Origin of the sequence: Poriferisphaera sp. WC338, assembly GCF_050931845.1 — a bacterium.
GTDB lineage: Bacteria > Planctomycetota > Phycisphaerae > Phycisphaerales > Phycisphaeraceae > Poriferisphaera.
Genome location: NZ_CP194516.1, coordinates 660,776 through 674,536 on the forward strand (window position 1 = coordinate 660,776; position 13,761 = coordinate 674,536).

Consider the following 13,761-nt stretch of genomic DNA (forward strand, 5'->3'; position numbering starts at 1 on the left):
ATCTCGAATCCTTGATGTTAGATTTAAGTTCGTTCGGTCCGAATATCTTAGCGACCGTCAATACTTTCCACCACTTTCACCCTACATCATCATGCCTATGTGCTTTGGGGGTAGCCATCGGGGATGCTATTTTTCAGCTAATTTTTTCACTTTGGGCCGACGAAATTGTAATGGCGCGCACATAGCATTATCTACCGTCGCGATATCTGACTTCATGTACGCTGAAATCAAAAAGGATACATCATGCCCGACCTTTTTTCGCCTATCGAGATTGGTGGTTGCCAATTACCCAGTCGTATCATTATGGCTCCCATGACTCGCGGACGTGCTGAAGATGATTACTCACCCAATGAAATGATGGCGGAGTATTATGCGCAGCGCGCTTCCGCAGGATTGATCATCTCCGAGGCAACCTGCATTTCTCAGCAAGGTTACGGATGGGCACATGCCCCCGGCGTATTTACCGATCACCATGAAGCTGGTTGGAAACGTGTCGCGGAGAAAGTGCACCGGGCGGGCGGACGATTCTTTTTGCAGCTTTGGCATATGGGTCGTGTGGTGATACCTGACTTTATTGATGGTGGGCAGCCTGTATCTTCGTCGGCGGTGAAGGCTGAGGGTGTTATGCGTAATCTTGAAGGCGAGAAAAAGCCGTATGTTACACCTAAGCCATTAACAATTGATGAGATCGAACTTGTTGTGGAGGATTATAAAAACGCTGCTATTCGCGCTATTAGTGCTGGTTGCGACGGTGTTGAACTGCATGCAGCCAATGGATATCTCGTTGATCAATTTCTCCGTGATGGTGTCAACCAGCGCACTGATGAGTATGGTGGATCGATCCCTAATCGCACACGTTTTTTAATTGAGATTGTTGAAGCGCTTATTGATGTTGTCGGCTCCTCTAAGGTTGGTGTCAGATTGTCGCCAACAAACGCCTACAACGATATGTGTGATTCAAACCCTGAACCGCTTTTCAAACATGTTGCGGAGAGTCTCGCATCGCTCGGTATTGCGTATGTCCATGTCATCGAGCCTAAGCCAGATTCGGGACACTTTTTGGCTGCGGACCATACGATGGTGACACCGATCATACGTAAAGCTTTTTCCGGCGTGCTCATCCACAACGGTGGGTACACCTACGAATCCGCACAGCAAGCCATTCAGAATGGCGACGCTGATGCGATTGCGTTTGGGCTTCCGTTTATTGCCAATCCAGATTTGCCAAGCCGATTTAAAAACAATCAGCAACTCAGTAAACCCAATACGCATTTGATTTATACACACGGTGCGGAAGGTTACATCGACTATCCCGAATATGTCGAGGCATGATTATTGAATGCAAAACAAAAGGGGTAGGGGGTAAGAAAAACGGCAGTCAAAGCTGACTGCCGAATGAGATTCATTTTTTGGATTGTGGTTTGTTTGCGGTAGGCTACAGTTTCCACAGGGCCGAGCCCCATGACAGGCCGCCGCCTTGAGCGACGAAGATCACATAGTCGCCTTCTTTAACCACGCCGTCGCGCACCAGTTCGTGCAGGCAAACGCCGACGGTTGCTGCAGAGGTGTTGCCAAAGCGATCGATATTGACATAAACTTTCTCGCCCTTGAATCCAAGCTTTTTCCAAGCGGAAGTTAGCATGCGCAAGTTCGATTGGTGTGGCACGACCATTTTCACTTGATCGGAAGTCAGTCCTGTTTCTTTGAGTGCAAGGTCCACGCAGTCCGCCAATGCATTGACGGCAAATTTATACACGGCTTTGCCGTTCATTTGCAGTTTGTCGTATTTGCCAGAGAAGGTGTTTTCTTCACCGTTGGGGATGTCGGCTTCTTCACGTGGCACGAACAGTGCCTGGCCGCGTTCGCCGTCGGACCATAGCCCTTGGTAGAGGCAACCCTGTTCAGGGTCATCTGAGACGGAGAGGATTGCAGCACCAGCTGCATCGCCAAAAAGCACACATGTTCTGCGGTCGTCCCAGTCAACGATGCTGGAGAGTGTGTCTGCGCCAACCACCGCAATATGTTTGTAGAACCCGCTTTCAATCATGGATGATGCCGCATTCATCGCAGCAACAAAACCTGTACAGGCGATGTTCATGTCGAACGCGCCACAAGGGATCGCGCCGAGCTTCTGGACCACTGTGGCGGCAGTTGCTGGGCAAATCATGTCCTGTGTCATGGTGGCTACGATGACAAGATCCAAGTCTGACGGCTGCATGTCCGCACGCTCAAGTGCTTCACGGATTGCGCTAGTGGCTAGGTCGCTGGTTTTTTCGTGGGGTTCAGAGATATGCCGGGTTTTAATGCCGGTGCGCTGTATGATCCATTCGTCGTTGGTGTCGACGATTTTCGCAAGGTCATCGTTGGAGAGGACCTTTTTCGGAAGGCACATGCCGGTGCCAGATATTTTCACGCCAGCGGGGCGTGATAAACTTCGCCGCGAACCCTGCATCAGGCTGATTCCTCTGCAACTACCTCGGAATTTTCAAATGCACTGACAATGGCTTCATTGACATGGTGTTCCATGTACGAGATAGCCGCACGGACGGCGTTTTTGATCGTGCGGGCTTCTGAAGAGCCGTGACAGATCAGGCAGATACCGTTGGCGCCGAGTAGTGGTGCTCCGCCATATTCATGATAGTCGTATTTTTTCCAGATCCGCTTCACGACTGGTTCGAATTGCATCGCCAACTCGGGATCAATCTCAAAAACCTCCTGAGCGATCATCTCGAAGAGCCCTTTGGAGAGGCCTTCAGAAAGTTTGAGTACGACGTTACCGGTGAATCCTTCGCAAACAACAACGTCGGCTTTGTCTTTGAAAAGCTCGCGCCCTTCGCAATAGCCAACATAGTTCAGGTCTGGATCTTTTTTGCAGTATTCGTTGGTGTCTTTGACCAATGCGTTGCCTTTGTTTTCCTCGCCGCCAATGGAGAGGATTGCAACGCGTGGGTTCTCGATGCCATGCACTTCATGTGCATAGATCTGTGACATCTTGGCATACTGGTACAGGTGCGAGGGACGCGGTTCTGGGTTCGCGCCGACATCGCAGAGGACGACTGGGCCGTGCATGGTTGGTAGTGTGATGGCAATACCTGGCCTGTGAACGCCCGGCAGTCGCCGCATGGACATCTGAGATGCTGCTACACAAGCGCCGGTGTTGCCCGCTGAGATCATGACATCGCACTTATTTTTGCCCGCTTTGCGTCCACACAACTTGCCCATCACAACGATCGAGCTGTCTGGCTTGTCACGGATTGCAGAAACGGGTGATTCACCCATTTCAATGACTTGTGTGGTTGGGACGATTTCTAAACGGGATTCATCAGGCAGGCCACGCTCAGCGATAGCTTCGCGGATGACTTCTTCGTCACCGACGAGCACAAGCGTGTCGTCTTGACCAAGCAGCTCTACCGCATCCAAGCATCCGGCGAGGATCGCGTCAGGGGCATCATCGCCCCCCATCACATCAACTGCTATGCGCACGATTTAGTCTTCCTTGCTGAGTTCCAACTTGAGTCCGGGGCGCACGTAGCCGCAATCATTGCATGCTGCGTGAGGGAGCTTCGGGCTGCCACAGTTGGGACAGTTTACTGCTTGGCGAGCACGTAAAGCATCGTGCGAACGACGTTTACGGCCCCTTGTTCGGGTTTGTCGCTGTTGAGGAACCATGGTTCTCTAACCTTCTAAAATTCAATGATCTAACGATTGGGATGTCGCCACTCAGGACGGACAGAATAATACCACCATGAACCCGAGGGCTCTTGTGGAAACCGCAAAGGTTATCCGCACGCCCCCTTCGCGTCAAGGTGACGGGCTTTGCGGATGCGACCTCACAAGCTAATACATGATACTGATTTCTGGCGGGAGTGTCGTGTCAGTCGGCGGAAAGAAAAACTGTAAGTGTTTATTTACTAAAAAGATATCTGTTATGCCTGAAACTCATTTACCTCTGTTTCGTCTTTCCTATAGCTGTGGCAATTGATTGCCAATCTGTATGAGTTCTGGAGGGCGGGCAAGGAGTATATTTACGATGTATCGATTCCGCGTATTCGCTAGTGTGTGTTTACTCGTCGTTTTGGGTGGCGTTGGTTGCCAATCTCAGTCAGGCACATCATTTAAAACATCAACTCGCCGAATCACGATTCATAGTCAGCCAGTGGGTGCGAAAGTCACACTCATCAAGCCCTTAGGTTGGGGTGAGCAAGATCTGGGGCATACGCCTATCGAGGATTACTCCGTCATGGTGCTGACAGAGTACAAGAGTGAGACGAGGAGTATCAGTTACGCGATGGGTCAAATGCAACATATGGGGAATGTTGTGGTGCGCTTGGAGAAGCCGGGCTATCACCCTAAAACAGCAACGCTGAATGCTCTTGAGATGTCTTCCAATCACACCATTACGCTGACGCCATTTGAGGATGTGACTGCTGAAGCACGTGGATGTTCCTGTCCCCATCTCGATTCCTGTAAGCACCATCAGAAAAGTGCCCATGCTGTTGTTACCAATCAGTAATTGTGTTTTTTCTACATGAAAAAAGCTGGCCATATATGTGGTCAGCTTTTGTTAATTGTTATGTTGTCTTGCAGAGTAGGGTTGAGGGGGGAGAAGTTTCAGAGGAATGTTGCGTTGGTGGTTACTCTTCGTCGAATTTGCGATCGACCAGATCGGTTAATTTGTCGATAGCGTTTTGCGCATCGCTTCCATCCGCGATAATTTCAAGCTGTGTGCCTTGTGTGGCTGCCAGCATCATCAGGTGCATGATCGATTTGCCATCGACTTCTTGCCCATCCTTAATGACTTTGATGTTCGCATTGAACGTACCCGCCAGATCGACAAAAGCCATCGCGGGACGGGCATGGAAGCCCATCTTATTGGTGATGGTTACTTTTGTTTTGATCGTACTCACAGCGGTTTTCCTGGTTCTGTGACGCAAAAATACGGTGATACCATTTGAGTTGGCTTTTCGGCAGTTCGTGAGTGATCAAGATGATCAATAAAGCCTGTAGCGCGATTCGTCCCTCATTGGCGGGATCGTCATTGTATGCGATTTTTCATAGGTAGTTGCGGTTTAATGTACCAATGAAGCTGTCCGGTTAGCCGGGGAGCTGCTGGGTGTCTGCCTCGTGCAGTAGATCCTTGATTTCGTCAGCTGTTGTGGCTTGTCGCAAAAAACGCCGGAATTGATCTTTCTGCAGGTTCGTGAAGATGTTCTCCATTGCCTGCAGGTGCTCGTCGGTCTGGTCCTTCGGGCTCAGAAGCATGAACACCGAATAGACCGGCTGCTTGTCCAGTGCGTTAAAATCGATCCCCTTCTGGCTCACGCCTACCGCGGCGGACATTTTCGTGATTTTCTCATGCTTGACGTGCGGCACGGCCACACCCTTACCAAAACCGGTCGAGCCGTGGTTTTCGCGCTCTATGATCAGACTCACGAGATCATCTTTCAGGTCCGCGTCTACTACATTTGCCTCGATCAACTTGTCGATCATCTCGTGGATCACGGCATCGCGTTCGGTCGAATCGATATCAGCAATCAGGGCTTCTGTGCAGACGAAATCCAGTAATTTCATATTGTAACCTCAGTTCTTACAGTTATTTGTACCAACTATGGTCGTGCCAAAAACCGCATCATCAGCACAACCGATCGGCTGCATTGCTTTTCCCCTATGCAGGCCGTTTTGCTTCCCGCCGCCCTTTGATCTGTGCAGCCAGGCGAACTGTCGTGAACAGCACCATCACAACACATTGTGCCAGCCAGGTCAAACAGCCACATTTTAACATGCTGCCGCCTGACTTTCTGCTCCACAGGCTTAATGCCCTTTATGGTTACGCAGTTTTTCTTTGTGATCGTGCAGTTGGCGTTCGACTTTATGCACAGTTTCATCAATGCAGTGATACAGGTCTGAGTTCTTGCCTGTGGCCACAAAGTGTTCTGCACCGTCTACGTGGGCAATCACCTCAGCATCAAATGTGTGGCTGTCAGCTTTATCAATGATCACCTCCACGGTACTCACGCGGTCATAAAACTTTGGAAGTCGGTTCGCTTTCTCCTCAGCAAATTCTCGAATGGGTTCGGTCACGTCCAAATGCTTTCCGCTTACGATCACTTCCATGGTTTTCACTCCTGCTTTATACAGATAAAACAAACACGGTTATTACCAATATCTTATCCGCGATCATCCTCTGGCGATGCGCTGTGATTCTCTAAGTCATTATCGGCTGGATTGTCACCTGAATTTGATCCAACCTCTTGAGAATGCTCTGATTGCAGCGATTTAATCGAATCCTGAGATGGTGGCACTAAGACGCCCAGCGAGACTGCAAATTTCAGTGCATCTTCAATATTGATGTCCAGATCAATCGTGTCCTGTTCCTTCACGGTGATCACATATCCCGTGAATGGCGTTGGCGACGATGGAATAAACACCGTCAAACACACCCCCTGGGCAGCTTCCTGAATCGTTCTCATGGTTGAACCGGTCACAAGTCCCACCGACCACAGCCCCTTGCGTGGGTACTCGACTGCCACCACGCGATTGAATTTCGCCGACGGATCGGAATCCTCCCCCACAAAAAAGTCTGTCACCTGTTTGACCGACGGATATACCCGTCGAATGAGTGGAATGCGGTTCAATACTTTTTCGCCACGTCCATATAATCGCCTGCCGATGTACCCTGACAAGATCACACCGACGATATAGATCATCGCCAATGCGACCACTAAGCCGATCAGATTTAATACATTAAATGGCCCGACATTCACCGAATTCCACCACGCGTGCATCGCCGACTCACGTGCTAGCAGCACTATGTCCGCCTGCTCCATCTTCCACGCTAGCATCAGCGTGTCGATCTGGGTACCTGACAGGTTTTCGCCAGAAGTTTGGAAGCTTGTTCGCTTATTGGTGATTCGTGTGTTTTGTGCCGCTGACAAATGTTCCGCGAAATAATCAGATGAAAAGTCTTCGTTCCTCGCCTCCGGCCAGTCTGACGACTTTACAATCAAAGATTGAATCCCCGAATTGATCGGTTCGGCAATCTTCTCGTCAATAAACTGGTATGCCACCCACAGCAACCAAAACGTCAACACCGTCGGAAGGACAATGGCCAATCCGCGGAAAAAGAATTTCTTGGCGTGTTTTCTTGCTGCCACTTTTGCTCAATATTCCAAATGGTTCTTGCCAACCAGTACTCAGGCAAAACTGCATGTTGGCCAGCTTATTTTATCACGCCTCTACCACCACGGGGCGCACCCCCATCTCATCCACCACCCTTTTGCACATATTTTTTCAATCCCTTGCCATCACGCACCCCTCCTTTTATCGGGAATCATCTCCCACTTCATCCAACGGCTTCCGCCAATACATATATGCTTCCGCGGGTTCGATTCGCTCCCCGCCGACATGAAACCCAAACGACCGATATAAATGCTGTGCACCTGTGTTGTTCCCACGCACTTCCAAAGATAGTGCACAGCAACCATGCTCCCGTGCCTTTGCCTCCACCGCTTCAAGTAGCCGCCGTCCAATCCCTTTGTTCTGCATTGTTTTCGCTACATTCAGATCATGTACGTTCATGATTGGTTTGGCAGCAAATGAGCTGAATCCTTCCACGCAGATCGCCACACCCACCGCTTGTTCCCCCTCATAAGCGAGTAGAGCAAATACACATGGATGTGCCTGCATCTTCTCAATCAAAACATTCCGCGTCTCGTTCGGCAGTCCCATGCCTCCACCCATTGGATGGCGTGCATATTCATCCAGCAAACGTAATACCGCCTCTGCATGTAAGGCATCCCTCAAGTCCGCTTCGATCACTTCAATCACTATTTCGCTCACTTCGATGGATCAAATTTTTTGTCTAATCAATCATTAGATGATTGTATTGCTGGGATGGTATATCGTTCCACTTCTTTGATCGGTCGTGGAAACGACAAAAACAAGAACCCGCCATCTCCTCCACCTTCGCCATGTGTGGTTTGGCCGCCGCCGACGGTGATGGTTCCACTTTGCTCAAACGCGAAACCTCCCGCGTGTGTCTTTATCATTGCTGGCAATCCATACCAACTACCCTCCGTGCCGGCTTTGCCCCATGTCGCGAATAGAGAAGTTTTTACTTGCATCCGTGACAACTCAAGTTTTGATTCTCCTGACAAGATTGCCACACCATCCTGCAATCGCACCACTATCGCATTGCAAATTCCACGTTTATATGGCAACTTGGCCGCTTCCTGCAACGTTGCCTTCCCATCTTCTCGAAACGTCAACATCCACGTCCGCGGGGTGGTGTTTCCTGTTCCTGTATCCATTCCACCAATGATCCAATAGCGATCATCATCGAGCTTCACCACCGACATCTTCGCCAATGTCATTGGCAATCGTACAGGCAATAGACGTGAAGATTTTTCTTTCAAATCCACCACCTCGATTGTTTTCCGCGACATGCCGCCCACTACCACCAGCTTCTCATTATTCATCACTGCTGATGCATGATCCATTCGTCGCTCACGCAGATAAATACTTTCCGTCCACGCGCCTGCCGCCGGGTCATAAACACATGCCAAGGTTTCGCCCACTGCGACCACGCGCCCATCATTCAGGCGGTGCATCGTCGGCGTCTGCATCGCGGTTGGTAAATCTTCTCCTGTTGTGATCGATTTTAAATCTGAGGACAAAATTTCTGTTGCTCGCAGCGCTTTCAATCCCTTCTTCCCAAACTGTTTCCCACCTGTTACCAGTATTCGGCCATCGATCAGTGTTACCTGTCCATGACCAAACCTCGCCTCTTTTAATCGCGGTCCTTCTTGCCAATTACTCGTCGCGATATCCATCACCCAAACCCCCGGCGACTCGGTCCCATCGGCGCGCGCGCCGCCGGTAACGACGAGTTGATTTGATTTCGCAAGTCCGTATCCCATATCAAATACGCCTACCGGCATTTTTCTCGTCCCTGCCGCAGGCTCCCACGCTCCCGCCAACTGTGGCACCTTCGCATCTTCCATGCACCCCACGCCGCCGCCAGCAAATGACATCAAAATCCCCAACATGCATCCCCGCATCAACATTCGCTTTGCCGCTAGCATCATTGGCGTTCCTCTTTATTGGTAGCCATAAAAATTATCTTGTTTTCGGAAGCGATTGTATCACAACCTATCGGGAATCATCTGTCTTCCCACTCTGCGCACAAAACAAGCCCACGTTTTCTGCAAGTGGGCTTTCAAATGTGCTAACTGAACATTACTTATACGACATCAAAGCGGAACATACGTTTCTTGCCCGCTCGCAGCAGGATGTAGCCATCTTTCACATCGTCCGCAGTCAGTTTGCGGATGAAGTCACTCACTTTTTCATCATGCACGCGTACCCCGCCGTTTTGGATGAGCTTGCGTGCCTCACCGTTGGATTTCGCCAACCCCGCTTTGACCATCATCGCACGGATGTCCGCGCCGTCGCCGTCTAACTCGCTGCTAGGCAGGTCTTCATGCGGGATTGAATCGCCCGTCACATCCGACGCCGCACCAAAGGCACGCTTTGCCGAGTCACATGCCGCATTGGCTTCGTCTTCACCGTGCAAGAGTTGAGTTACTTCAAAGGCGAGTTTTTCCTTGGCTGCATTAAGTGCTGCACCCTCACAGTTCGTCAGCTCGTCTATCTCTTGAATAGGCAGGAACGTGAAGAAGCACAAGAACTTTCGCACATCCGCATCCGCCACGTTCCGCCAGAACTGATAAAACTCATACGGGCTGGTGCGCTCGGGTGATAGCCAGACGTTACCCGCTTCGGACTTGCCGAACTTTCCGCCATCCGCTTTGGTCATGAGTGGGAACGTCAGCCCCGCCAGGTCCGCATCATATTGCTTTCGGCCAAGCTCAATCCCCATCACGATGTTCCCCCACTGATCCTGCCCGCCCATCTGCACCGTGCACTTTTCTGTTTGGCTCAGATGCGCAAAGTCATACGCCTGCATGATCATGTAGGAAAATTCGAGATAGCTGATTCCGTCGCCTTCGCCGGTCATGCGGCCTTTAACGGATTCCATCGAGAGCATACGATTCACCGAGACGCGTGAGCCGACTTCGCGCAAAAGTTCAATCCACGTTAGGTCCTTGATCCAGTCCGCATTGTTCACCAGCTTCGCGCCGGTGGGCGAATCATCGAAGCGAACGATCTTCCCGATCTGCTTGGCGATGCAATTGGCATTGTGATTCACATCGTCAAACGTGAGCATTTGACGCGCTTCGGTCTTGCCGGAGGGGTCGCCGACCAGACCGGTCGCGCCGCCGACCAGTGCGATAGGTTTGTGTCCACAGCGTTGCATGTGGGCGAGACCCATGATAGGGACCATGGAGCCGACGTGGAGCGAGTCTGCGGTGGGATCGAAACCGCTATACGCAACCACCGGCTTGGCAAGCCGCTCGCGGATTTTTTCATCCGTGGATTGTGCGATAAAGCCGCGTTCTTCTAGAACGTCATACAGATTCCGTGTTTCGGTGGTCGTGGTATCACTCATAGTGGAGGCATTGTATCTTCCCACTGGAAGTTAAGCACATCCACTGTTTGATGCATCAATGGTCTAGATCGCCAGTCCCGCTGCCTCTTCTTCTCGTATCCGCTGCATCCCCTTCGCCAGAAAATCGCGCATTTCGCTGGCAGTCTTAATGTACTGCACATCCCGTTTCAGGTTCGGCCACGGCTGCAAATGCGGCGAATACTTCGACATTCGGCAACGGATCGTATTCACGGCGATCCGCTCCTCACGCATATCCATCATGTTCTCAAAATGCTCGATCACGCAACGCATCCGCTCCACCCTCGGATACGGCGGCGCATGCTCACCCGTCTCCAAATAATGCACGATCTCCCGAAAAATCCAAGGCTGTCCCATCGCGCCGCGCGCCACCATCACACCATCACAACCCGTCACATCCATCATCCGTTTCGCATCTTCAGCACATTTGATATCGCCATTCCCAATCACCGGAATATCGTGATGTCGCTTCACGCCTTCAACGGTTTCAGCGATCCCGTCCAGCCGCGCCTCACCGCGAAACTTCATTTCTGTTGTGCGTCCATGCACCGTTACCATCGCAATCCCCACATCTGCTAACTGTGACGGCAGCGTTTTGTGGATCAGCGCATCATCATCCCACCCCAAACGAATCTTTGCGGTCACTGGCACATTCACCGCATTCACCACCTTACGTGCCATATCAATCGTTCCCAGTGGATCGCAGAGCAGCTTGGACCCACCGTTCTTTTTGGTCACCTTGTCGACCGGGCAGCCCATGTTGATATCAATCGTTGTTGCCCCATGTGCCTCGGCCCACTTTGCCGCCTCCGCCATGATGTCGCTATCGGCGCCATACAACTGCATGCACACCGGTTGATCCTTTGGCGAGGTTGCTGCCAGCCACAACGTCTTCTCGTTCTCCGATAGCATCGCCTGTGGGCACAATAAATCCGTACACGTCAGCCCGACCGCGCCGTGTCCGTTGTGCCCTTCGACCGAGCGCACCACCAGCCGATAGGCAAGGTCAAAATAACCTGCTACCGGCGCGAGAAACGCATTCGTCGGTAATGTGACATTGCCAACTTTGAGCATCAGCACATTTTATCCTGCTTCGCTTTCAGAAGCGAAGCTCCCTGTAACCGTGCTTTTGGCCATAAAACAGACAGCACACGCCTGCTATTCCAAGCGTGTGCTGTCTTGAGATGGTGTGGGTACTGCTGTATGTGATCTCGCGGTGTTTGCTGATTATCTTCTGCGTTTTGCAAGCATCAATGTTCCTGCGGTTAGCATCATCATCGACCCGGGCTCCGGCACCGCGCCCCAAGTGGTTCGCAGGTTTGGATCGCTGTAGTCCACCGCTGTCGTCGAACGCGGATCAAGTTGATCATTATGATCGAGGTAAAACTGACGCATCTGCTGGATCTCATCTGCGTACTGGGCTTCATTGATTAAGTTAACTTGTTGCGCCAAATCATTGCCAAGGTCAAAAAGTTCAAAGGGAGTTCCGTCCTTGGTTGCCAGTAGCACAAGGTCGCCCATGCGGATTGCTACTTCTTTCCCTTTGAGATCATTGGCGGGGTCACCTGTTTTGCCCAGCGCACCGAACGAAAAGAGGTACTCACGCAATGTTTGATTCGTAGGCAGTGCTCCCAACATCTCCGGCAACAACGATACGCTGTCCATCGCCTGATCTGCTTCCATTGTTTGGCCGGTCAGGTCATACATGCTTGCGACCCAGTCCATCCCGCCGATGGTTTGATCACTTACGCTGCCCGGCTTGATCAATGATCCCGCCTCGGTCCCATCGCCCCACTTCGCAATGAACGGCACGCGATGTCCGCCTTCATACACACTGGTTTTCCAGTCACGAAGATCGCCGGCCGACTTGTGGTTCGGATCGCCATAAGTCGCTTTGGTTTTTACCGGGTCCAAGCCACCGTTGTCGCTGGTAAAGATGATCAGTGTGTTATCTGCAATCCCCTCCGCCTCGAGTTTGTCTAAAATCTTCCCAACCTGCAGATCCAATTCATAAATCATGTCCGAGGTAGTTCCGCCTGTGTGGCCTGCGACGGGTTGATCAATCGTGCTTGGATCGCCATCAAAATCCACTGGTGGCGTGTGTGGCACGTGAATCGCCTGGCTTGCGTAGTACATCATGAATGGCGTATCCGGATTACTATTCATGTGATTATCAATGAAGTCGACGGCTTTGTTTGATAGCTGAATCCCTACTTGGCTTGAGTTGTAATCGACATCAGCTAGGGCAGGGTTCGGTCCGGCAGTGATTGAATCTCCATTTGGACCCGAAATAGTGGTACGGGACATCATCGTTGTCGAACTGTTATCAGCTGGCTTGCTCGGATCAATCGGAGCAAATTTGCCATTCTCAAAAAAAGCATACGGTGCATACTGAATGCCACTTTGCAAGCCGTATGAATAATCAAACCCGTGTTGATTGATTGTGTCGCCAATCGTGCGGCTCATGTCGATGTCATTGATCTGGTTTTGACTGCGAACAAGGTTGCCGCTGCTGTCATATGCGTCTCCGCCGAAGTGCATTTTGCCGAAGAATGCGGTTTTATATCCTGCGGACTGCATTACATCGCCGACGGTGACGTGCTTGCCTGCTGCTGTGTGCGATGCGTTTGCGCTGAAGGCTGAGCTATTGTTGATATTCCACGAACCGCCCGGCCGACCGTTGCGGTATGGATTGCTTCCGGTCATCAGTGAGAATCGTGATGGGGCACATAGCGCATCTGGTGAATGTGCATCTGTGAAAGTGATTCCTTCTGCTGCGAGTCGATCGATGTTTGGGGTTGGAACCAATCCGCCGAACGAACCTAGATCGCCGTAGCCAATATCATCTGCCAAGATGAAGACAACGTTGGGGGCGGATTCACCCGCTACGTTGGCTAAGGTGTGTGATGCGGTGAATGTGCCAAAACAGCCCGCCATCAGCATGGCGCTTTGGCGAAGCTTTGATTGATTGTTCATCAATTTCTCCCATTTGTGCGAAGGTAATACATGCAGAACGGCGATAACGTGCTGCGAAAGGGTATTTATGAAATCGATTACATATTACTATGCCAAAGTTTCACAGTCAACACTTTTTGTTATTGTATAAAAATCACCATGCGTTCTATGAGAGTATTTTAATATAGATCTATAAACAAAGTACTTAATCTATTGTCAGTTGTTTTTGATTAAAGAGTAATGTTGATCTGAAGGATGGTGTGGCGGATGATAATTGC

General features: G+C 50.9%; 14 protein-coding genes. 2 read left to right on the forward strand and 12 right to left on the reverse strand.

Features of this window, described 5'->3' with window-relative positions:
- Nucleotides 1-243 precede the first annotated feature (243 nt).
- Nucleotides 244-1,332, forward strand: coding sequence for an alkene reductase (locus tag ACQ6WK_RS02675; RefSeq protein WP_432799198.1), 1,089 nt, complete (start codon nucleotides 244-246; stop codon nucleotides 1,330-1,332).
- Nucleotides 1,333-1,435: 103 nt separating this feature from the next.
- On the opposite strand, the gene ACQ6WK_RS02680 is transcribed toward ACQ6WK_RS02675, so the two are convergent.
- The 3 genes from ACQ6WK_RS02680 to rpmF are packed head-to-tail and all read right to left on the reverse strand — an operon-like array spanning nucleotide 1,436 to nucleotide 3,669.
- On the reverse strand, nucleotides 1,436-2,452 hold the full coding sequence (locus tag ACQ6WK_RS02680; RefSeq protein WP_432799199.1) for a beta-ketoacyl-ACP synthase III: 1,017 nt from the start codon (nucleotides 2,450-2,452) through the stop codon (nucleotides 1,436-1,438).
- The gene (gene plsX / locus ACQ6WK_RS02685) at nucleotides 2,452-3,483 is read right to left on the reverse strand and encodes a phosphate acyltransferase PlsX (protein ID WP_432799200.1); all 1,032 of its coding nucleotides are present in this window, start codon (nucleotides 3,481-3,483) and stop codon (nucleotides 2,452-2,454) included. The genes ACQ6WK_RS02680 and plsX overlap by 1 nt, the downstream gene beginning before the upstream one ends.
- Nucleotides 3,484-3,486: 3 nt before the next feature.
- On the reverse strand, nucleotides 3,487-3,669 hold the full coding sequence (gene rpmF, locus ACQ6WK_RS02690) for a 50S ribosomal protein L32 (RefSeq protein WP_432799201.1): 183 nt from the start codon (nucleotides 3,667-3,669) through the stop codon (nucleotides 3,487-3,489).
- Nucleotides 3,670-4,030: 361 nt separating this feature from the next.
- On the opposite strand from rpmF, the gene ACQ6WK_RS02695 reads away from it, so the two are divergent.
- Nucleotides 4,031-4,513, forward strand: coding sequence for a hypothetical protein (locus ACQ6WK_RS02695; protein ID WP_432799202.1), 483 nt, complete (start codon nucleotides 4,031-4,033; stop codon nucleotides 4,511-4,513).
- A gap of 121 nt (nucleotides 4,514-4,634) precedes the next feature.
- On the opposite strand, the gene ACQ6WK_RS02700 is transcribed toward ACQ6WK_RS02695, so the two are convergent.
- The 9 genes from ACQ6WK_RS02700 to ACQ6WK_RS02740 form a co-directional block, all read right to left on the reverse strand.
- The gene (locus ACQ6WK_RS02700) at nucleotides 4,635-4,907 is read right to left on the reverse strand and encodes an HPr family phosphocarrier protein (protein ID WP_432799203.1); all 273 of its coding nucleotides are present in this window, start codon (nucleotides 4,905-4,907) and stop codon (nucleotides 4,635-4,637) included.
- A 187-nt stretch (nucleotides 4,908-5,094) separates the two neighbouring features.
- On the reverse strand, nucleotides 5,095-5,571 hold the full coding sequence (locus ACQ6WK_RS02705) for a PTS sugar transporter subunit IIA (RefSeq protein ID WP_432799204.1): 477 nt from the start codon (nucleotides 5,569-5,571) through the stop codon (nucleotides 5,095-5,097).
- A gap of 240 nt (nucleotides 5,572-5,811) precedes the next feature.
- Complete coding sequence (hpf, locus tag ACQ6WK_RS02710) at nucleotides 5,812-6,114, reverse strand: ribosome hibernation-promoting factor, HPF/YfiA family (RefSeq protein ID WP_432799205.1); 303 nt, start codon at nucleotides 6,112-6,114, stop codon at nucleotides 5,812-5,814.
- A gap of 53 nt (nucleotides 6,115-6,167) precedes the next feature.
- Nucleotides 6,168-7,154, reverse strand: a complete 987-nt coding sequence (locus ACQ6WK_RS02715) for a DUF502 domain-containing protein (protein ID WP_432799206.1) — start codon at nucleotides 7,152-7,154, stop codon at nucleotides 6,168-6,170.
- Between the two features lie 166 nt (nucleotides 7,155-7,320).
- Nucleotides 7,321-7,839, reverse strand: coding sequence for a GNAT family N-acetyltransferase (locus tag ACQ6WK_RS02720; RefSeq protein ID WP_432799207.1), 519 nt, complete (start codon nucleotides 7,837-7,839; stop codon nucleotides 7,321-7,323).
- 26 nt (nucleotides 7,840-7,865) lie between these two features.
- A complete protein-coding gene (locus ACQ6WK_RS02725) occupies nucleotides 7,866-9,086 on the reverse strand; it encodes a Kelch repeat-containing protein (RefSeq protein ID WP_432799208.1) in 1,221 nt (406 codons plus the stop codon).
- Nucleotides 9,087-9,241: 155 nt separating this feature from the next.
- Nucleotides 9,242-10,510 carry a tyrosine--tRNA ligase gene (tyrS, locus tag ACQ6WK_RS02730; RefSeq protein WP_432799209.1) on the reverse strand — a complete coding sequence of 423 codons (1,269 nt, stop codon included), beginning with the start codon at nucleotides 10,508-10,510 and terminating at the stop codon, nucleotides 9,242-9,244.
- A gap of 63 nt (nucleotides 10,511-10,573) precedes the next feature.
- On the reverse strand, nucleotides 10,574-11,602 hold the full coding sequence (dusB, locus tag ACQ6WK_RS02735) for a tRNA dihydrouridine synthase DusB (RefSeq protein WP_432799210.1): 1,029 nt from the start codon (nucleotides 11,600-11,602) through the stop codon (nucleotides 10,574-10,576).
- 153 nt (nucleotides 11,603-11,755) lie between these two features.
- The gene (locus tag ACQ6WK_RS02740; protein WP_432799211.1) at nucleotides 11,756-13,504 is read right to left on the reverse strand and encodes a sulfatase-like hydrolase/transferase; all 1,749 of its coding nucleotides are present in this window, start codon (nucleotides 13,502-13,504) and stop codon (nucleotides 11,756-11,758) included.
- Nucleotides 13,505-13,761: the final 257 nt, after the last annotated feature.

Bases quoted from the DNA above. Each gene is read 5' to 3' on its own strand.
- ACQ6WK_RS02675 (WP_432799198.1), top strand. From the start codon at position 244: ATGCCCGACCTTTTTTCGCCTATCGAGATTGGTGGTTGCCAATTACCC.
- ACQ6WK_RS02680 (WP_432799199.1), bottom strand. From the start codon at position 2,452: ATGCAGGGTTCGCGGCGAAGTTTATCACGCCCCGCTGGCGTGAAAATA.
- rpmF (WP_432799201.1), bottom strand. From the start codon at position 3,669: ATGGTTCCTCAACAGCGACAAACCCGAACAAGGGGCCGTAAACGTCGT.
- ACQ6WK_RS02695 (WP_432799202.1), top strand. From the start codon at position 4,031: ATGTATCGATTCCGCGTATTCGCTAGTGTGTGTTTACTCGTCGTTTTG.
- ACQ6WK_RS02705 (WP_432799204.1), bottom strand. From the start codon at position 5,571: ATGAAATTACTGGATTTCGTCTGCACAGAAGCCCTGATTGCTGATATC.
- hpf (WP_432799205.1), bottom strand. From the start codon at position 6,114: ATGGAAGTGATCGTAAGCGGAAAGCATTTGGACGTGACCGAACCCATT.
- ACQ6WK_RS02725 (WP_432799208.1), bottom strand. From the start codon at position 9,086: ATGATGCTAGCGGCAAAGCGAATGTTGATGCGGGGATGCATGTTGGGG.
- tyrS (WP_432799209.1), bottom strand. From the start codon at position 10,510: ATGAGTGATACCACGACCACCGAAACACGGAATCTGTATGACGTTCTA.
- dusB (WP_432799210.1), bottom strand. From the start codon at position 11,602: ATGCTCAAAGTTGGCAATGTCACATTACCGACGAATGCGTTTCTCGCG.
- ACQ6WK_RS02740 (WP_432799211.1), bottom strand. From the start codon at position 13,504: ATGAACAATCAATCAAAGCTTCGCCAAAGCGCCATGCTGATGGCGGGC.